The following is a 19,491-nucleotide window of genomic DNA, read 5'->3' on the forward strand; positions in this document are numbered from 1 at the left end:
CTGTCATGGTCAAAGGAGCGCTTCTCGGCGTCCCGACTTTCCTGATGTGCATGCTCTTGTTCGGCCCGATTGCAGCCGGACAGGAGACTGCCACTCCCGCGTATCGCATAAAGCCGTCTGAGGTCGTTGTTCCTCCGGAAGTAAGGCCTGGCGATTATCAGCGAACCATTCGTCCCTTCGAAAACTGGACGCTGATCTGCGACGAAAATCTCAAAATTCGCCAGCGGGTCTGCAACGTTACCCAGATCATCGAGAACGAGGCGGGGCAGGTCGCATTCAGCTGGTCACTCGCCGCGACGAAAAAGGGCGATCCCTACATGATCTTGCGTGCGGCCCCGATTGCCAAAAACGACGGCGGTATCCTGTTGCAATTCGAGGGCCGCAAGGAGCCGATACAGGTCCGGTTCAACGGCTGCAACAACACGGTATGCGTCGGCATGCTGCCGGTCGGACCCCTACTGCGCGAGCAGATTTCCAAGAATACCGCGCCAACGGTTTCCTATCCGACCGCGGACGGGAGAACGATCAGCGTGACCGCAAATCTCAAAGGCCTTTCCACAGCCGTGAAGGCGATAAAGTGATGGATGGATTTCAATGACCCAGCAATCGATTCACGATCGCATCATGTCGCGAAACACCAAGGACGCCGCAATTCAGAACCTGGCCGTCGAGCAAGTCAAGCCGAAGCGAAGCTGGCGAAAGACCGCCGCCCTTTCGGTGCTAGCGATCGCAATCGTCGCCGCTGGCGGCTATGCCGCCTTACGATATGATGTCTTGGGTAATCTTCTCTCCCAGCCGGCGGTCGCGGCCGCGAACGATGCCAATCAGGCGCTGCCCGATACGCCATTCCTGCAGCACGCCAAGCAGGCCGGACTGCATTCCTGCTCGACGATTTTCCCGGTTCTCGGGCAGCTGTTGACCAATGGCACGCAGTACAATGTCCAATCGGTGTGGAACAAAGAGGCAGCCGACAAGCATGCCGTACAAGCGCTTGTCGGCATGAACTATGCCACACAGGGCTATAACGGTCCGGCCGCCGGCATCGTATTCGCAGCGCCCGTCGCATCCGGCTGTGAAGGATCAATGGTTCGCGTTGCACCGTTCACGATGTCTTGCCCGGAAGTTTCGGCCAAGTTCCCGAATGGAAGCAAGCTCGTCAACAATCTCGACCAGGTCGGTGTCTACCAGCTCGGCAACGATGGCGGTGACGCGATGCTTTTGCCGACAGGAAGCGGCTGCGTCGTCATTTCCGTGGCTTCGGCAGCAGGAAACCAAGGGAGCGCAAAATGAGGTTGAAATCCGGGATTGCCGCGATAGGCATGCTGCTTGTCTCCGCCGTCCATCCGTGGGCCGCCGATCTCTTCACTACAGAGCAGCCGCCGGCTCCCCCGCCTGAAGAGCGCGGCATATGGGCAGCCATCGCCTATTCGGCACCGGATGAAAAATACGGCTTCTTCTGGGGAGCCGACAAGCGCCAGGAAGCCATGGATATCGCCCTCAAGCATTGCGAGCGGGATAAGGGCAACAGCTGCGTCGTTGTCAGCGTATTTCGCAATCATCGGCATTGGGACGACGACGACAAGACCGGCTTTCCCTACAATCATTGCGGCGCCCTTGCCATCGGCAAGGAAGGCGGCAAGCGCGTTACGCCATGGAGTGCGAATTCGGCACCGACGCGTCGCGAAGCCGAAGACCTCGCGCTTAAGGCATGTGAACGCTCCGGCTCCCGCTGCAGCGTGCGGGAGTGGGTATGTACCTGAACGCTTTCGAGCGTGACCGCCGTTGGGCGCGCCAGCTCCCGTTGAAAGGCGGCCGCCGCTAGCCCGTTATCTTGGCCTTTTGCGCAACCGATTGCACAAGGTCATATTTCAAGCTGAGAGATTTTATCCCTTGTCAAATTCCACATTCGTTTCATCTCGGACCATCGGCCGCATATCCTATGCGGTACTCGTCTTCATCTCCGCGGGCTTTGCTCTGACGCCCGCACCTTTGGCCTTTGCCCAATCGGCTCTGCCGAACGGCGCGTCCAGCCTGCAAGAGACCTATCAAGATTGGCATGTTGCGTGCAATCAGCGCGACAAGGCTGCGTCTTGTGCGCTCTCGCAGGATCAAACCCAGCAGAATGGTCAAAGACTGCTCGCCGTTGAAATGCAGATGCGTCCCGATGGTAGTGCGCTCGCAACGCTGCTGTTGCCCTTCGGAATTGTCCTCGACTCGGGCGTCACACCAAATATCGACGATCAGCCGCCCCTGAAGCCGGTGCGTTTTCGTACCTGCCTGCCGAACGGCTGTATAGCCTTGCTTCCGATAGACGCTCCGACACTTGCCAAATTGCGAACCGGTTCCCGCTTGAACCTCAAGGTTGTTGCCGATGGCGGCAATGCCCTTGGATTCCAGGTGTCTCTGCAAGGCTTTTCAGCGGCGGCCGATCGCGTTGTTGCATTGGCCAGCCGATAGAAAGTGCACGGTGCGGACGGCTCGAACGAGTGGCCGCACCAAAGACCCGATGAGCTATTTCTCGAACAACGAGCTATCTGCCAGCAGCTAGGCATCGAAGATGAGGCTGGCCGCACCGATCAAGCCGGCATGGCGCCCGAGCTGTGCGGCAACGATCGGCACGTTGCGGTAAGCGGGCATGGCGACGCGCGATGACTTTCGGGGAAGGTAACGGCGCGACGATAACGCCAGCGTTTCGCTCTTGACCAGCTCAGTGGCAAACCTATTGATTTTTTCGACCCGTCGCGTGGAACAGCCGGGCCATTAGCCTATATGGATCGCGCAGCGAGGTTGCCTGCTCCAGCGCAATGAGTGCATCAGCCATACTGTCGTCAAAGCTGTCCGCATCGAGGTGATCTGAGAAAATGCGGATTCCCCTCCACTGACAGTCGTTGAAACCACATTGCTTCATGCAGTCAACAATTGTTGAAGGATCGTCGCCGCGCGTGCTGATGCCGAGATTGCCGATGCGGCTCGCCGCGCCGGTCTCGATCAACTGCCGAGCCAACTCATAGTCTCCTCGGAGTGCTTCGCGAAAACCGTTGGAGAGTGCATTCTTGGTTAGAATACTAAGCAGGCCGCCGGGACTGACATGGTTTGCTAATGTTTGAATGGCAGCGCCGCTGTCATCCAAGTACATCAACACTCCGTGGCAGCAGACCGCGTCGAATGTCTGCTTTGGCTTGAAATTTTCGATAGTGCCGACTGCAAAATCTAGTCGATTGCGGGCTCGCTCCGACAATTGATCCTTACGCAAATATGCTCGACGCAGCATTTCGGGCGATGCATCGACACCAAGAACATTGAAACCCGCCTCGCATAGACGCACGGCTATTTCACCATCGCCACATCCCATATCCAGAACCGTTCCTCCCGCAGCTGTCAGTTCAGCAACCACCTGGAACACCAGTTCGTGTCGTATTCTGCCGCGTATCCCCTCCGAATATCTCTGATAGGCGCCTCCGACATTTCCGAAATCATTCGGCGACATATCGTCCTCCATGTGTCAGTCGATAAGGCTATAATCGTCCCAGCCTGCCGCCGTAAGTTTTGGCCATACGCTGTTTCATCGGTTAGCTTTCTGCTCAATATCTCACGAGTGGTCTGCTTTTTGTTCGGACGAACGATTCCACCAAGCAGATCAGAGAGCCGAAAGGGGCGCATTGAGTTCCGAGACGCACCATGGCCGGCAAGGCCATAAAGAGCATTGCACGTTCAACGCCGGTCAAGCAGCCCATGCAGGACGAGATCCATATGTGCTTTCACATAGCTTGCCTTGTCCAGAGTTCGCCGCTCGTCGAAAAGAAGCTTGAAGAATAGAAAGGCAATGGCAGGAGCGACGACCGCGTCGCAGAACGCCGCTGGTGCTTGACGGAACTCCCCAAGCTTTACCCCTTCGTCGATAAGGGATTGCATCTGCCGTTCGAGAGGATCGATGAATATGTCGTGGTGCCTGTCGACGATATGTGGAAACCGCGAACCTTCGGCAATGACGAACCTCATCAATTCGCGCAATTTGCGATCATTGATTATGAGATCGTAGATCAGCTCGATATTTTTCCGAAGCCGCTCCGTAGCGGTCCCCTTCAGCTCATTTCCGCTTATCAATAGATCTTCGAGGGGCGTCGAAATGTGCCGGATCATTGCTTCGAAAAGCTGCTCCTTCGTCTCGAAGTAGACGTAGATGGTTCCCTTCGTAACTCCAATCCTGGTGGCTATATCTTCGACGCGCGTCGCGACGTAACCACGTTCGACGAACTCCTCAAACGCAGCATCCAGGATCTGAACGGGGCGGCGGGCTTTCTGCTCCGCGCGCGTCAGCTTTTTCGTATCGGGCATATCGCACCTTGAGCGTTATTCGTCGTTTGGCGTCAAGACAATTTCCATTGACTTCCTAGTCAGTCAATAATATTCGTCTGCCGAACGGATGCAAGAGGTCAAATTCATGAAAACTGTCCTTGTCGTCGCCTGGCTCGGTGTCAGCGCCGTCGCGCTTGCCTCATGCGAAGAGCAAAGCGCGAGCGAGGCCAAGCCGAAGAATGTGGAGACCGTCGTCGCCAAGGTGACGCCGGTCGTCGAAAACAACAGCATCACCGGCGAAGTCAGTGCCCGGGTGGAGAGCGATCTTTCCTTCAGGGTCAGTGGGCGCATTGTCGAACGCCTCGTCGATGTCGGCTCGTCGGTGAAGGCGGGACAGGTGCTTGCGCGCATGGATGCGGAAGAACAGAAGGCCGATCTGGGGGTCGCCACGGCGAACCTGCAATCGGCGCTTGCCCAGCAGACACAGGCTCAGCTCGCCTTCGACCGGCAGCAGAACCTCTTCAAGACGCAGGTTACGACCCGCGCCGCGCTTGATCAGGCCCAGGAAACCCTCCTGACGGCCCAGGGGAGCGTGAAATCCGCGCAAGCGCAGCTCGACACCGCACAGGACGCGCTTTCTTATACGGAGCTGCGCGCTGATGCCGACGGTGTGATCACCGCCAGAAACGCCGAGGTCGGCCAGGTCGCGCAAGCAGCGCAACTTGTCTTCACCCTTGCGCATGACGGTCCGCGCGACGCGGTCTTCAACGTCTTTGAATCCCTTTATCTGGGCCGCAATCTTGAAAACAAGGTCGCTGTCAGCCTCCTTTCGGCGCCGTCTCACAGGATAGAAGCCTCCGTCCGTGAAATCTCGCCCACGATTGACTCGTCGACCGGGACGATCAGGATCAAGGTGGCGCTCGAGGGGGCGCCGGACATGCCGCTCGGCGCTCCGGTGGTCGGGCTGTTTCGGTCCGCGGCGCGGGACGCAATCGAGCTGCCGTGGTCGGCGATGGCGTCGAAGAGCGGTAAGCCGGCCGTCTGGATTGTCGATCCCGCCTCGTCGAGCGTCTCTCTTCGCCAGGTCGAAGTCTTCAGCTATGAAACCGGTCGCTTTGCCGTGCGGGCGGGAGTGTCGCCGGGCGAGATCGTTGTCGCTGACGGTGCGAAATTCCTGCGATCGGGCCAGGCCGTCACATATGACAACGGAGCTGCAAAATGAATATCCGCATCACGACTGGCCTGGCGATCCTCGGGTCATTGCTGCTGGCTTCTTGCGAAAAACAGGATGAAGCCCATTACGAGCCGCCGCGTCCCGTGCTTTCCGTTGTCGCCAAGTCCACGGCGGCTTCGGCGCTGACCCTGCCGGGAACGGTCGAGGCCAAGATCGAGACCCAGCTGGCATTTCGGGTCCTGGGACGGGTCATTGCGCGCAAGGTCAGCGTCGGCGACATCGTCAGGAAAGGCGATGTCGTTGCCGCCATCGATCCGCTTTCGCTCGAGCTTGCGGTCAAGAGCTCTCAGTCCGAGCTTTCGAATGCCCAGGCACAGCTGGTAAATGCCGCATCCACGGAAGAACGCCAACGGTCCCTGCTCGAGAGCCGATCAGGAAGCGAGGCGGCCTACGAAGAAGCCGAACTTGGCCGCAAGAGCGCGAGTGCGGCGGTTGCCAAGGCGCAGGCCAATCTGGACAAGGCCGAGGAGCAGCTGGGCTATGCGCAGCTGCGCGCGGAATTCGATGGCGTCGTGACCGCAACTTCCGCCGAAGTGGGCCAAGTCGTCTCGGCCGGCCAGAGCATCGCAACCGTCGCGCGTCCCGACCAGCGCGATGCCATCATCGACATACCGGTGGCAAGCTTCGACGGTCTCAAGGTGGGCTCGCCGTTTGAAGTGGCGCTCCAGCTCGACCCGACCATCCGCGCGAGCGGTGTGGTCCGAGAGATTGCTCCGGAAGCCGAAGCTACCACCCGCACGCGGCGCACGAAAATCACGCTCATCAATCCGCCGGCAGCATTTCGCCTTGGCTCCGTCGTTACCGCGACCGCGACTGTTATCGCGGATCCGATGATCCTGCTGCCGTCCTCATCCGTGCTGGTGAAAGACGGAAAGCCAAACGTCTGGGTGGTCGATACCGAGGCTCGCAAGGTCTCCATTCGCGCGATCAAGATCGAGGGGGACCTCGTCGAAGGCGGTTCGGTGAGGATCGCCGAAGGCATCAGCCCCGGCGAACGCATCGTCATTGCCGGAGTTCACAAGCTCACGGACGGCCAGGCCGTCAGGGTAGATTAAGGAAAGATCCTCGTGAAAAAATTCAATCTGTCCGACTGGGCGCTCGAACATCGTTCGCTCGTCTGGTACTTCATGATCGTCTTCATTCTGGCCGGCGCGTTTTCCTATATCGGTCTTGGTCGCGAAGAAGATCCCGCCTTCACCATCAAGACCATGATCATTCAGGCCCAATGGCCTGGCGCATCGGCCGAGGAGGTGACCAAACAGGTCACCGACCGCATAGAAAAGAAGCTGGAGGAGCTGGATTCGCTCGACTATACGAAGAGCGAGACGGTTGCCGGCCAGACGACCATTTTCGTTGAGCTTCTGCCGACGACCAAGGCCAAGGATGTCAATGCCATCTGGATGCGGGTCCGCAACATGGTGGGCGACATCAAGGGAGATTTTCCAAGCGGCGTCGTCGGGCCGTTTTTCAACGATAACTTCGGCGACGTCTATGGCAATATCTATGCCTTCACCGGTGATGGGCTGACGCAGCGCCAGCTTCGGGATCTGGTCGAGGATGCGCGCGCGAAGGTGCTGACGGTTCCCAATGTCGGCAAGGTCGATATCATCGGCGCGCAGGACGAGGCCATCTATCTCGAATTTTCCACGCGAAAGATCGCCGCTCTCGGCCTTAACCAGCAATCCGTCATCGACACGCTTCAGGCGCAGAACGCCGTCACCCAGTCCGGTTTCGTCGACGCCGGTCCTGAGCGCATCGCCTTGCGGGTGAGCGGACAGTTCACATCCGAGGATAGCCTCAGATCGATCAATCTTCGCGTCAACGATCGCTTCTTTCCGCTGACCGACGTGGCGACGATCAAACGCGGCTATGTCGATCCTCCTTCATCCCTATTCAGATTTAACGGGCAGCCGGCCATCGGGCTTGCCATAGGCATGAAGACCGGGGCAAATCTGCTTGAGTTCGGCAAGGCGCTCGACAAGGAAATCGAGCAGGTCACGGCCGATCTTCCCATCGGCGTCGACGTTCAGCGCGTGTCCGATCAGCCCGCCGTCGTCGACGAGGCTGTATCGGGCTTCACGCGCGCGCTGTTCGAGGCGATCGTCATCGTGCTTGCGATCAGCTTCATCAGCCTTGGCGTCCGGGCGGGGCTCGTGGTCGCCATCTCCATTCCGCTCGTGCTGGCGATTACCTTTCTCGTTATGGCCTATACCGGCATTTCCATGCAGCGTATTTCGCTTGGAGCGCTGATCATCGCCCTTGGCCTTCTTGTTGACGATGCCATGATCGCCGTCGAGATGATGGTAGCCCGGCTAGAAGTGGGCGACGACCTCAGAAAGGCGGCGACCTACGTCTACACCTCGACAGCCTTCCCGATGTTGACAGGCACGCTCGTGACGGTGGCGGGCTTCATCCCCGTCGGCCTCAACACCAGTGCCGCCGGGGAATTCACCTTCACTCTCTTCGTGGTCATCGCCGTTTCGCTCCTGGTTTCATGGGTCGTCGCGGTGTTGTTCACGCCGCTTCTGGGCGTGACGATCCTTCCGAAGACCATGAAATCCCACCATGAGCAGAAAGGCCGCTTTGCGCGCGTCTTTGCCTGGCTCCTGAGCCTTGCCCTGCGTTGGCGCTGGATAACCATCGGCGCGACCGTGGCCGCGTTTGCCCTCTCCATCGGCGGAATGAGCCTGGTACAACAACAATTCTTCCCTTCCTCCGACAGACCTGAACTGATCGTCGACTGGAACCTGCCGCAGAACAGTTCGATTTCCGAGACGAACAAGCAGATGGCCAGGTTCGAACGCGAGATGCTGGCGAACAACAAGGATATTGATCATTGGACGAGCTATGTCGGGCAAGGCGCTCCTCGCTTCATCCTGTCCTTCGATGTGCAAACACCCGACGTCTCGTTCGGTCAGACCGTGATCGTCACCAAGGGTCTTGACGTTCGCGACAAGGTCAAAGCCGAATTGCAGGATTATCTGACGAAGACCTTCCCAGGAACCGACGCTTTCGTGAAGCTGCTCGACATCGGTCCTCCGGTCGGCAAACCGGTGCAGTACCGGATCAGCGGACCCGATGTCCAGAAGGTCCGGGACATCGCCCAGCAATTTGCGGGCATCGTCGGTCAGCATCCGCTGCTGTCCAACATGACCTTCGACTGGAACGAACCTTCGCGCGTCGTCAAGGTCGACGTTCTGCAGGACAAGGCGCGGCAATTGGGCGTCTCGTCCCAAGATATCGCAACGGCTCTCAACGGCATCGTCGAGGGAACGGCCGCAACGAATATTCGCGACGACATCTATCTGATCGATGTGATCGGCAGAGCCCAGACGGCCGAGCGCGGCTCGATCGAGACGCTGCAGAACCTTCTACTGGCCGGCTCGAACGGCAAATCCGTGCCCCTCTCGGCGGTTGCGAATTTCCATTACGAACTGGAGCAGCCGACGATCTGGCGGCGGACGCGCATACCGACCATCACCATCAAGGCCGCAGTCGTCGGATCGACGCAGCCGGCGACGATCGTCAACGAACTGCAGCCGAAAGTCGACGAATTCCGCAAGACGCTTCCAAGCGGCTACCATATCGTGGATGGCGGCTCGGTCGAGGAAAGCGCCAAAGCGCAAGGGCCGATCGTGGCGGTGGCGCCGCTGATGCTCTTCATCATGGCGACGATCCTGATGATCCAGCTGCAAAGTTTCAGCAGGCTCTTTCTGGTGTTCGCTGTCGCTCCCACAGCACTTATCGGTGTCGTTATCGCACTTCTCTTCAGCAACGCGCCGATGGGGTTCGTCGCAATCCTTGGCGTGCTTGCTCTCATAGGGATCCTGATCCGCAATTCGGTGATCCTCGTCGTGCAGATCGAGCACCTTCGAAGCGAGGGCGTGCCGGCCTGGCAAGCCGTCATCGAGGCGACGGAGCATCGAATGCGGCCCATCATGCTGACGGCCGCTGCGGCAACGCTTGCGCTAATCCCGATCTCCAGGGAGATATTCTGGGGTCCGATGGCCTATGCGATGATGGGCGGCATCGTCGTCGGCACGGCTTTGACGTTGCTTTTCCTTCCCGCCTTGTACGTCGCCTGGTTTCGCATTCCCCGTGATGGCGCGCAGCACGAGGTGATTTGATGTCTGGCGTTCGAAAGGCGACCTGTGCTGCTAGGCGGCCATGTCTTTCTGTCCTGATGGCCCTATCGGTATTGGCCGGATGCGCGGGGCGGCTGGAGAATGTTCTCCAGCCGGTCGCCACGGCGGGACCGGGCACCAGCACCGTGGACATGATGGTGGCGACGACACGCCAGCCGACCGACAAGCCAGGCGAGCTTTACTCCGGCGAACGTGGAACGGCGATTTCTCTCAACGATATCGTCGTCTCCATTCCTCCCGATCGAAATCGCAAGATCGGCGAAGTGCAATGGCCATCGCATGCGCCGGCCAATCCCGAAAAAGAGTTCGCTGTCCTCAAGGTCGGAAGGGTGGCGTCCGAGCGCAATATTTTCGAGTGGTTCAGCAAGAACCGCAATGCCAAGCGCCAGGTCGTCATCTTCGTGCACGGCTTCAACAATACCTATTCCGACGCGGTCTTTCGCTTCGCGCAGATCATTCATGATTCGGGAACCGACGCCGCGCCGATCCTCTTCACCTGGCCCTCGCGCGGCAATGTCTTCGACTATCTCTACGACAAGGAGAGCACGAATTTCTCCCGCCGGGCATTGGAGGATCTGATCCTGCAATCTGCCAGAAGCCCTGACGTCGGGGAGGTGACCATTCTTGCCCATTCCATGGGATCCTGGCTGACCGCAGAGGCGCTGCGCGGCGTCGCGATGCGTAACAAGACAATTCCGTCGAAGGTAAAGAATGTCATCCTGGCATCGCCCGACATCGATATCGACGTCTTTCGTCGGCAGATGATCGAAATGGGGCCGCAGCACCCGCATTTCACGATCTTTTCATCGACAAGGGACAAGGCTCTCCAGGTCTCGCGATGGCTCTCCGGCGGCGTCAACCGTGTCGGCGGCTTCGATTCGACACCTTATGCAGCCGATTTGGCCAAGCTCGGTATCACGGTGGTCGATACAAGTTCCGTTAAACCCGACGATGCGCTGGGCCACAATACGTTTGCGGACAATCGCGATATGGTCCAATTGCTTGGACGGCGGTTGGCAGGACAGTCGTTGGACACCGGGCAAACCTCGCTTGCGGATCGGGTCGGCATGGCGGCGGTGCGAACCGCGGACCTGGCGGGCTCCGCAGCGAAAGTTGTGGTCGCCGCTCCCATGTCTATTGTCAGCGATGATGCGAGGCAGGTGTTGAAGCAGCAGCTTTCATCTGGCTCCTCGCCCATCGTCGATGGGCGTATTTCCTACTGAGCTACGGTCGTGAAGCCGTTGTTCACGAGTGGATCAAGTCGAACCCGTCGATATTGGAGAGCGCGGCCGCATGTCGCGGCCGGCCCAAGCAGCAATCAAACTCCAATAGCAGCCGAAGCGTGGTGAGATTAAACACACGCACGCTCGGCGGGAGCGCGAGAGACTTAATCGCTTACAGAGTTCACGACACGGCAGAGATTGTCGCTCATGTTGGGAGCGACTTGGCCCTGCGGCACCATGAAAAGCGCATCAACCCGGCTGCCCTTGCCGCTCTTTCTGACGACGACGCGCAGGGTCTGAGGCCGACCCGAACCGGTTGTTTCCTGCTGCGCGGTTAGCGTGCCGAGCTGCTTCTCGACATTCACATCCACAAAACCTTCGGCCAGGACCGCCCGCGAAACCTTATCAAAGGCGACGGCTGGGCTGATTGACGGGAATTCCATCCAGGTCTTATACGTCACCCCGGTTACAAGCGGAACGCCGGTGCTTTGATAGTGTTGCGAGCATGGGCTGGCGGCGGCGGAGCCGAGAGAAATAGTGGCGAACGCAAAAGCGTAGAAAGCTGTCTTATACAAAGCGAAAACGTCCTCTGTTGATGATACGACGATAGATCTATGGGGCAGGGCTAGGACAGTCGCGTGGCCGACCCCACGTGCCGTGCTGCGGCGCGGTTCGTGGCGAAGCTGGCGATTAAGTTCATCTTTTCACCGATTCTGTTGCCAACAGCATATTGGTGCGGCTTGGATCATCGGCCGACGTCAATGCGAGCGCCTTCTGAAAATCGGCCAATGCGGACCTGCAGTCCGATTTGCATCGATAAACCTCGGGCGATCGCTTCGTATATGTCGTTCGGTTGGATTAACCGCATAGGCAGAAGGTCGGACCTGATTGAGCCACCGCCTGGTGGACAGGATAAGTGGACCAAGCGCCGCGCTGCTTGCTTCTGCGTCGAACTCGATGGGAGCATCGTCACGCGATATACAATCGCAGTTGTTGTCGCTGACCCAAGCATGAAACCGATCTTTTTCGGGAAAGTCGAGTATTGAGAAATTGAACATGAAGGTCGAAGGCGTCCGGTTCACGGGAACTGTCTACTTTCAGGCCTATGGCCTTTGAGCGATAAATAGAGCAACCGGAGAATGTGGCAATGGGCGCGCGATCAAACGTTTTGCGTGTTCGCGCAAAATCTCGTTCGGAGCCGATTATCCAAACATCTGTGCCCTCGCCATTCGATGCAAGAAGACCATGACGGCATTGATGGCCGACATGCTTAAGGCGCTTTTACCGGAAGCCGCCGCTGCGCGCGTTGCTTCGATCCTCATGATACTTCTCGACGGTGCAACGATCGACGCGCGCGCTTTTCATAATCCGAGCATCGCGACAAAGGCGTAGAAGGGGAGCGGGTCCTCGCCCGTTCAAGCAGAATTCCGTTCGGTTGCTACACCGTCTCGACGGTCCGCTCGACACAATACGCCCGACTGATCTTCTCGACCTCCTGGCGCGAGCCAAAAATCACCGGAACCCGCTGGTGCAAGGAGGTTGGTTCGATGTCGAGGATCGCGGTCTTCCCGGCAATGGCGGAACCGCCCGCGGCTTCGACCAGAAAGCCGATCGGATTTGCCTCATAAAGCAGACGCAGGCGGCCGCCGGAGGCAGGCTTGCTTCGATCAGCGGGATAGAGAAAGATTCCGCCGCGGTTGAAGATGCGATGCGTGTCGGCAACCATCGAACCGACCCAGCGCATATTGTACCCAGGAGTTCCAATGGACCTGTCGACATATTCGGTAATGACGTCGTCCCAGGACGGGCGACGTGCCGCGTTAATCGCAAACTCCTTGGTTTCCGGAACGATCTCGGCATTCGCGGTCGTCATCACGTAGACGTCGTATTGGTCGAGCGTGAAAATCTGTACGCCATCTCCGATCGCAAGCACGAGATTGGTTTGCGGCCCGTAAGCCGCGTACCCCGCAGCCAACTGACTGCGGCCGCTTTTCAGGATCTCAGCCGGGGAGCTAGCCTCGACGATGGAAAAGATCGTTCCGACCGTTACGTTGACATCGAGATTGGAGGATCCATCGAGCGGATCGAAGATCATCGCATATCTGCCAGTGGGATGAATGAGCACTTCGGCATCGAGTTCTTCCGATACGGCAAATGCGACCGCCGGCGATTTACGGCATGCCTCGAGCATGATCTCGTTGGAAAGTATATCGAACGGTTTCTGCGTCTCACCCTGAACGTTGACAGCATCGGTCGCGCCTGTCAGGCCTGACAATGACGAGCTTCTAAGCTTGCCCGAAATCTGCCGGGTAGCCTCGGCAATATTGCGAAGGATGGCGACCATGTCCTCATTCAACAATGTTCCCTTATGGGCATCGAGATAGGCTTCGAATGTCGTCATCAATGTCTTTCTCCTGCGGAAGTGTATCGTTACGGAATCAAGCAGTGCCCGGCGGATGCCAACGCGGCCTGCGCCGAGGTCAAGCTTCGGATCTCCACACTCGAAACAGGCTTAATGGAGGAACGATCAGATCTACCACGCGGTCCGGGCGGTGCTGAGCGCATATGAAAGGCACGACGAAACGTGCGCGGCGAGGGGTTTGACGGTGATGGCGCAGTTTCCTGGACAGAACAGCTTATGCGCGTTCAGGTGCTTCAGCAGCTCATCGACAGTACGTTTGTCTGTAAGCGGAAATGAAATCGTCATTGCGCGTTTCCTGAGAACTGACAGAACAGCCTGAGGCAATTAGGGGTGATTTTCTTCGCGCCGCAACAAGAATTTTTTAATACGCAAATTAAAATCGATTAGCTTCGTATCTCGCTTTTTTAAAATCGATTTAAAAGCTGCGCGGTCGGATTTGACCTCCGCACGGAGCTCATGACGCGTGTTGTCGCCTCGATATCCGCGAGCAGGGAGCCTTCATGCTATATTGCGGAGCTCTGTTTCATGCGCGATATCGATCGACAAGCGAAACGAGCCGCTCCACCGCGGCTACCGCGGCGGCGTGGTCCTGCGAGAAGTTCAGGCGCACACTGCTATCGCAGAAAGGGCTGAACTCGGTGCCGGGCGTCACGATGACGCTTGCCTGCAACCGGAGGATCCGCACGAAATCCTTGCCGCCGACGGCAAGGGGAGGCAATTGCGGGAATATATAGCTTCCTGCCTCGGTGATGCGAACCTTGATATCCTTGCCCGCGCGAAATAGCCCGAGGAGATCGTCCCGAATGGCCTCATGTTCGCGCACGCGCCGATCCATCCAGCCTTGCGGTTCGTTGAACCAAGTACGGAAAACCGCCTGACTATAGCCGCCGGCGCGCAACGATACGATCGCCTGCAGCTTTTCCATCCGGTTGATGATCGCCTTCGAGCCGAAGGCGACGCCCAAACGGTAACCGCTCAGCGACTCTGTCTTCGAGGGCCCCATGATGGTGATCACGTTTTCCGCGTCGACGGCTTCCGCGCGCAAATGCGCATAATCGACGCCGGAATAGAGCAGCCGCGAATAAAGCTGGTCTACGATGATGGTCGCGCCATAACGGCTGGCCAGCGATGCGATCGTCTTGATTTCTTCGCGCGAATAAACGACGCCGGCCGGGTTGTTCGGATTGGAAAACAGGAAAACTTTCGCCCCGGCCGCGAAGGCATCTTCCAGCTGGCCGAGGTCGAGACCCGCGCGCCCCTCGACATTCAGGTAGTCCATCTGAATGGGCATCATATGGCCCTCGCAGAATTCCACCAGCTTGCGGTTGGCAAAATAATCCGGCTGCACCACCGCGACCTTGTCGCCATGGGCGACGGTGGAGGCGACGGCGAGGAACAGTGCGCCCTGCGTGCCGGGCGTCAGTATCATGCCATCGGCTGGGTCGACCGGGGCGCCCGTGAAGCTCTCAAGACTAGGCGCAAGCTGCTCGCGGATCGAGAGATCACCGCGGTATTCGGTATAGGCCTGCTTGCCGCCAGCCTCCACCCCAGCGGTGAAGACTTCGAAAGAGCCTGGTGTCGGCGTAAACGCATCGACGTCACCATGGGAAAAATCGACCTCACGTCCCGCCATCCGTTCACCCCGCAGCAGCGCTTCGATACCTTCGACCTGCTGGCGCACTTCCTGGCCTGGCGCGGCGTCGGTGCCCATGCGCTCGAACTTGGCTTGAGTGGTCATTGAAACTCCTTTTGTCGGCGAGGGCGTAAGACTGGAAAGCCAGGATAGCCTGGATTTAAAGCAATAAAATATGCTTGCCAGTTTCTTCAGAAGATAGAAAATATATCTTATGGACACGAAATTCCTCGAAAGCTTCCTCATCGTCGCCGAATGCGGATCGGTCGCCGAAGCCGCGCGGCGCTTGAATATGACGCCGGCGGCGGTCGCTCAGCGCATAAGGGCGCTGGAGACGGAGCTCGGGCAGGCATTGGTTTCTCGCGTGGGGCGCACGGTCCGACCCACTGCGGCGGGACTTGCCGTGCAGCGCCACGGACCGGCGCTTGTGCGCATGGCAAGGGACCTGCGAGCAATAGCTGCGGGCGATCTCCCGAGCGGGCAGCTTCGCCTCGGTGCGACGGCGACGGCCATGACGGGTCTCATTCCCCAGATTACCGCAGCCCTCAGCGAGCGATTTCGGCAGATCGACTATTTCCTCCAGCCGGGTTCGTCTGTGAACCTCTATCATGCGGTTTTGTCAGGTGAGCTGGACGCCGCTCTCATCATCGAGCCGCAATTTCCCATTCCGAAAGCATTCGGCTGGTCGACCATCCGGCGCGAACCTTTGGTCTTGCTGGCGCCCGCGGACCTGGAAATTCACGATTTTCATCTGGCGCTTACGCAGCAGCCCTTCATTCGTTATGACCGCAATCAGTGGGGAGGCCAGATCGTCGATCGTTATCTGCGCCGCCATGCCATCAGCGTGCGCGAATGGGCGGAACTGGACGCGCTGGATGCCATTGCGGCATTGGTCGATCGCAGACTGGGCGTCGCGCTCGTTCCCGACTGGGCTCCGCCGTGGCCGGAGGGACTGCGCCTGCAAAAACATCGCATGGAAGATGGCGAGCTTCGCAATATGGGAGTGCTGTGGGCGAATTCCGGCCCACGGATTGCGGCCATTCGCGCGTTTGTCGAGGCCTGTGAAGGGATCTCCAAAACTTGAAATCCATGTAGGGGAAATGATGAGATATAGAACTATAGGAATTATCGGCGCAGGCGTGATCGGCAGGAGCCTGTTCGACTATGTCAGCAGTCTGGATGGGGTCGAGGTCGTTTATATTCTCGTATCCGACAAGGATAAATACGCGCGGAACGCCGCCATGGCTACGCTCGTCACGGATGATGCCGAATATGCGCTCGACCGGAAGGCGGACCTTGTGCTCGAATGCGCGACGCCGGCTCTTCTGGGTACGCTGGGGCCGGACATCCTTGCCCATTCGGACCTTTGCGGATTCAGTTGCTCCGCGTTGGCGGATCACACCGTGGAGGCGGCGATGCATGCGGCAGCCAGCAGGAGCGGACGACGCTTCTTCGTTCCCCACGGCGCCGTTCTCGGTCTCGATGGTCTGCGCGATGGTCGTGAGCAGATCGAAGAAGTAGTGATAACCACGACGAAAAGCGGCGCGAGCCTCGGTCAGCCGGCCGATGCCAGGGGAACGCTCTTCGATGGCTCGACCCGCGAAGCCTGCATGCGGTTTCCGCGCAACGTCAATGTCCATGCCGCCGTTGCCTTTGCGGGGATCGGTTTCGACCGTACCCGCAGCATCGTTGTCGCCGATCCCGATACGAAAACGATGCAGCACCATATAGCGGTTTCCGGCAGGGGTCTTGAATGGGATATTTCGGTGAGTTCGCAGTCGCTTGGCGGTGTGACCGGCTCCTATACCCCAGCCTCGGCCATCGGATCGCTGAAGAGAATTCTCGGCACCGATGTTTTCGCCAACGCCTGACATTGTACGGCAGCCGGGAACTGCTGCGATAAGATATCGCCGAGGCGGCTGCAACCGCCAAGAACGATTTCGCCATTGTCTTGATACGATGATCGGAAACGCCCTGCCGCTGTGTAAAATTGACTTTGAGTGTCTTGTTGGAAGATTGTGAATTCAAGGGAAACCTGCGAACATGAAAGCAGTTTCTCTTCTGGCGGTTCCCTCATGGACAAAAAAACCGATGCGATCGATGTCGAGGTTGGATTACGTATCCGATTGCGTCGGGAGGAATTGTCAATCGCGCAGGATGCATTGGCCGAGAAGCTTCGCATAAGCCCTCTACAGCTCGACAGATGCGAACGCGGCATCGAAAAAATCAGCGCTGGCCGCCTTCTGCGCATTTCAGAACTCCTCGCTGTACCGGTCATGTTTTTCTTCGAAAGTGCATCGGACGACGCCTTTCCCTCCAAGGAGGCGCTGGCCGATTTTCGACTTGCGAAGCATCATAAGGCCGTTCTGCGCACGGCCTTGTCCGGGATCGAGGACAAGCGTTTGCGGGCGAAGATCCTCGCTTTCGTGCAATCATCCGAACCCGACAACGAGCGCTGACCTGGCAAGATGACATTTCATTTAACGACACTCGGCAGCTGCGCCCTTTATGATGAGATGGGCGATCGCGTGAACGTGCCGAAGCAGGCTCTGCTCATGCTGGCCTATCTCTACGACCGTCGGCAGCCGATGCCGCGGAAAGATTTGGCGGCTTTTCTTTGGTCCAGCAATCTTCAGGCCGCCGGCGCCAATTTGAGGTCGACCCTGCTGCGTTTGGCGACTGCGACGTCCAAATCCCCCCAGCCGCTGATCGGCGGTGTCACGACGGACATTACGTTGAACTTCAACGCGTTGCGGTGCGATCTGGATAGCATCGAAAATGCGTCCGGCCTTGCCAAGCTTAGCGTGCTCGCCGATGCCGTCGCCAAGACGTTTCTACCGGCTTACGGCAATGGCTCCGGAGCTGTGGCTGCCTGGGTACGCGATGTTCGGGCACGGTTTGCACGGGAGCTGCGAGCAGAATTCTTCAAGGCGATGAGCCAACCTTCCTTGTCTCAAAATCGCGGCGAATTGAAGCGTGCAGCCATGCTTCTGCTGGACTGGGACCAGACCGATGATGAAGTCAGGGTCGCGCTCGGTGAAAAAATCACCTCCTACAGTCAGTTGATTAGCGTAACGAGAGATCCGAATCCCGGCCCGTCGGCTCAGGATACGATTGCGATCACCGACAACGCAGTGCCACGTATCGCTCTCCTTCCTCCCGAGACCCTGGAGGATTCGGAGCGTGCCGGATCGGTCGCCAATGCTGTCATCGAAGACCTGACGATCAGTCTTTGTGTCGATCGAAGCGTATCCGTAGTCGCGCCCTATACCGCTGAGCAGATTCGCTCCTCAAGCGACAAGGCCGGACTTCTCAAGCAACATAATGTTGTCTACGCGCTCGATACCAAGAGAACGGGCGACAGCCTTTTCGCGCAGCTGATTTTCATGCCGCGCGACGAGATTGTCTGGGCGACGCGCGTTCAGCTGGACAATGCGGCCATAACAGAACAGCGCAACGCGATTGCCACTGCGATCCAGCATTCCATCATCGAGCGTGTGGGAGCCTTCCACCACATCGTTTCTGACTTTAGCTGCAAGCCGGAAGCCTATTTTGCCTATCTCGAGGGCGTACAATGTCTGTCCCGCCTGAGCCTTCAGAATGTCCGTCGCGCGCGCAAGCATTTTAAGGAGGCGCTCGAGCACGAGCGGGGTTTTGCAGCGGCACTTGCGGGCATTGCCAGAACCTTGACGATGGAATGGGTTCTGACGGCGCGCGGCGATGGCGATCTATTGCATCAAGCGGAAAAAATGGCGGCCGATGCAATCCGGGATGACAACCAGTTTGCCGGAGGCTTCAAGGAAATCGGCGTCGCCCGGCTCTACCGCGGAAATATCGACGGCAGCCTCGAGGCCTTGTCGAATGCCGAGAACCTAAGCCCGCACTATGCCGATGTCATTTGCAGCCACGCCGACAGTCTCACCCATGGCGCCAATCCGAAAGCGGCATTGGAGAAGGTCGTAACCGCTCTCGATCTTAATCCGCTTGCTCCGGACTACTATTACTGGACCGCAGCAGGAGCGAGTTATCTCCTTGGGGAGTATACAGAAGCATTAACCTATCTGGATAGGATGAGAGATCCGGTACCGGCAAGCAGGCTTGCTGCGGCAAGCTGGGCAATGCTTGGCGATCCTGCCAAGGCTAAGACCCATCGACTGCGCGCTCTGCGCGACAATCCGAATTTCGATCTTGAGGCATGGCTCGCCATGGTTCCACTCAAGGAAAAGTGGCAGACAGATCATTACAGGGAAGGCCTGCAGAAGGCCGGTTTTTGAGGGGAAGAGATTATGGCAGGTGTAGTTCTGATTGGAATCAAGGGTGAAAAGGGGCTTTGGCTGGCTGACCTCGAAAAGGGGACTGTCGTTCGATATACGCGGCGGTTGTCGGGCGATCTGGCGAAGGCTGAAGCTTGGCGGGCCAAAGGGGTCAGAGTTGAGAAAGATGTCGATTTCGCTGTGGCGCTGACGTCGGCAAGCGTCGCGGCGTCAGGCCTCCTTGAAGGCTAGGCACTCGTCGATCGGTGTCAAGCAACTTTAGAG

Annotated in this window: 19 protein-coding genes; 14 read left to right on the forward strand and 5 right to left on the reverse strand. The window is 58.3% G+C overall.

Annotation, left to right across the window (positions count from 1 at the left end; all coding sequences use genetic code 11):
- The first annotated feature begins 5 nt into the window (after positions 1 to 5).
- The 4 genes from GDN47_RS19685 to GDN47_RS19700 all read left to right on the forward strand — a co-directional run bounded on the left by GDN47_RS19685 (position 6) and on the right by GDN47_RS19700 (position 2,457).
- Positions 6 to 581 (forward strand): invasion associated locus B family protein, encoded by a 576-nt coding sequence (locus GDN47_RS19685; protein WP_145634560.1) that lies wholly within the window; start codon positions 6 to 8, stop codon positions 579 to 581.
- Between the two features lie 13 nt (positions 582 to 594).
- Positions 595 to 1,290 carry a hypothetical protein gene (locus GDN47_RS19690; RefSeq protein ID WP_113353152.1) on the forward strand — a complete coding sequence of 232 codons (696 nt, stop codon included), beginning with the start codon at positions 595 to 597 and terminating at the stop codon, positions 1,288 to 1,290.
- Positions 1,287 to 1,760: a DUF4189 domain-containing protein gene (locus GDN47_RS19695; RefSeq protein WP_152094056.1), complete on the forward strand. Its 474-nt coding sequence runs from the start codon at positions 1,287 to 1,289 to the stop codon at positions 1,758 to 1,760. The genes GDN47_RS19690 and GDN47_RS19695 overlap by 4 nt, the downstream gene beginning before the upstream one ends.
- A 130-nt stretch (positions 1,761 to 1,890) precedes the next feature.
- A complete protein-coding gene (locus GDN47_RS19700) occupies positions 1,891 to 2,457 on the forward strand; it encodes an invasion associated locus B family protein (protein ID WP_152094057.1) in 567 nt (188 codons plus the stop codon).
- A gap of 262 nt (positions 2,458 to 2,719) precedes the next feature.
- Here GDN47_RS19700 and GDN47_RS19705 read toward each other — a convergent pair whose 3' ends face one another.
- Both GDN47_RS19705 and GDN47_RS19710 read right to left on the reverse strand, forming a co-directional pair.
- The gene (locus tag GDN47_RS19705; protein WP_173002528.1) at positions 2,720 to 3,487 is read right to left on the reverse strand and encodes a methyltransferase; all 768 of its coding nucleotides are present in this window, start codon (positions 3,485 to 3,487) and stop codon (positions 2,720 to 2,722) included.
- Positions 3,488 to 3,711: 224 nt separating this feature from the next.
- A complete protein-coding gene (locus GDN47_RS19710; protein WP_113353148.1) occupies positions 3,712 to 4,335 on the reverse strand; it encodes a TetR/AcrR family transcriptional regulator in 624 nt (207 codons plus the stop codon).
- Positions 4,336 to 4,441: 106 nt separating this feature from the next.
- On the opposite strand from GDN47_RS19710, the gene GDN47_RS19715 reads away from it, so the two are divergent.
- From GDN47_RS19715 to GDN47_RS19730, 4 genes are read left to right on the forward strand one after another with little or no spacing between them, the layout of a single operon-like run.
- Positions 4,442 to 5,518 carry an efflux RND transporter periplasmic adaptor subunit gene (locus GDN47_RS19715; protein ID WP_113331293.1) on the forward strand — a complete coding sequence of 359 codons (1,077 nt, stop codon included), beginning with the start codon at positions 4,442 to 4,444 and terminating at the stop codon, positions 5,516 to 5,518.
- A complete protein-coding gene (locus GDN47_RS19720; protein ID WP_152094059.1) occupies positions 5,515 to 6,585 on the forward strand; it encodes an efflux RND transporter periplasmic adaptor subunit in 1,071 nt (356 codons plus the stop codon). Before GDN47_RS19715 ends, GDN47_RS19720 begins: the two co-directional genes overlap by 4 nt.
- Positions 6,586 to 6,597: 12 nt before the next feature.
- The gene (locus GDN47_RS19725; protein ID WP_152094060.1) at positions 6,598 to 9,657 is read left to right on the forward strand and encodes an efflux RND transporter permease subunit; all 3,060 of its coding nucleotides are present in this window, start codon (positions 6,598 to 6,600) and stop codon (positions 9,655 to 9,657) included.
- A complete protein-coding gene (locus GDN47_RS19730; RefSeq protein WP_233790002.1) occupies positions 9,657 to 10,898 on the forward strand; it encodes an alpha/beta hydrolase in 1,242 nt (413 codons plus the stop codon). The genes GDN47_RS19725 and GDN47_RS19730 overlap by 1 nt, the downstream gene beginning before the upstream one ends.
- A gap of 164 nt (positions 10,899 to 11,062) precedes the next feature.
- Here GDN47_RS19730 and GDN47_RS19735 read toward each other — a convergent pair whose 3' ends face one another.
- Positions 11,063 to 11,473, reverse strand: coding sequence for a hypothetical protein (locus GDN47_RS19735; protein ID WP_210296312.1), 411 nt, complete (start codon positions 11,471 to 11,473; stop codon positions 11,063 to 11,065).
- 682 nt (positions 11,474 to 12,155) lie between these two features.
- On the opposite strand from GDN47_RS19735, the gene GDN47_RS32600 reads away from it, so the two are divergent.
- Positions 12,156 to 12,290, forward strand: coding sequence for a hypothetical protein (locus tag GDN47_RS32600; RefSeq protein WP_267903955.1), 135 nt, complete (start codon positions 12,156 to 12,158; stop codon positions 12,288 to 12,290).
- Between the two features lie 46 nt (positions 12,291 to 12,336).
- Here the strand turns inward: GDN47_RS32600 and GDN47_RS19740 are convergent, their stop codons facing one another.
- Both GDN47_RS19740 and GDN47_RS19745 read right to left on the reverse strand, forming a co-directional pair.
- Complete coding sequence (locus GDN47_RS19740; protein WP_152094061.1) at positions 12,337 to 13,299, reverse strand: class 1 fructose-bisphosphatase; 963 nt, start codon at positions 13,297 to 13,299, stop codon at positions 12,337 to 12,339.
- Between the two features lie 544 nt (positions 13,300 to 13,843).
- Entirely contained in the window at positions 13,844 to 15,058 is a 1,215-nt protein-coding gene (locus tag GDN47_RS19745; RefSeq protein ID WP_152094062.1) for a pyridoxal phosphate-dependent aminotransferase, read from the reverse strand.
- Between the two features lie 109 nt (positions 15,059 to 15,167).
- Between GDN47_RS19745 and GDN47_RS19750 the strand changes: the two genes are divergently transcribed.
- From GDN47_RS19750 to GDN47_RS19770, 5 genes are all read left to right on the forward strand, one after another.
- Positions 15,168 to 16,037 (forward strand): LysR family transcriptional regulator, encoded by an 870-nt coding sequence (locus GDN47_RS19750; protein ID WP_152094063.1) that lies wholly within the window; start codon positions 15,168 to 15,170, stop codon positions 16,035 to 16,037.
- Positions 16,038 to 16,056: 19 nt separating this feature from the next.
- On the forward strand, positions 16,057 to 16,824 hold the full coding sequence (locus GDN47_RS19755) for an aspartate dehydrogenase domain-containing protein (RefSeq protein ID WP_233790004.1): 768 nt from the start codon (positions 16,057 to 16,059) through the stop codon (positions 16,822 to 16,824).
- A 204-nt stretch (positions 16,825 to 17,028) separates the two neighbouring features.
- Positions 17,029 to 17,412 carry a helix-turn-helix domain-containing protein gene (locus GDN47_RS19760; RefSeq protein WP_113353141.1) on the forward strand — a complete coding sequence of 128 codons (384 nt, stop codon included), beginning with the start codon at positions 17,029 to 17,031 and terminating at the stop codon, positions 17,410 to 17,412.
- A 9-nt stretch (positions 17,413 to 17,421) separates the two neighbouring features.
- On the forward strand, positions 17,422 to 19,227 hold the full coding sequence (locus GDN47_RS19765) for a hypothetical protein (protein WP_145321609.1): 1,806 nt from the start codon (positions 17,422 to 17,424) through the stop codon (positions 19,225 to 19,227).
- Positions 19,228 to 19,239: 12 nt separating this feature from the next.
- Positions 19,240 to 19,458, forward strand: a complete 219-nt coding sequence (locus GDN47_RS19770; protein ID WP_145321611.1) for a hypothetical protein — start codon at positions 19,240 to 19,242, stop codon at positions 19,456 to 19,458.
- The last annotated feature ends 33 nt before the right edge of the window (positions 19,459 to 19,491 follow it).

It is taken from the genome of Martinezella dioscoreae, assembly GCF_009176305.1.
In the GTDB taxonomy this organism is placed as follows: Bacteria; Pseudomonadota; Alphaproteobacteria; order Rhizobiales; family Rhizobiaceae; genus Rhizobium; species Rhizobium dioscoreae.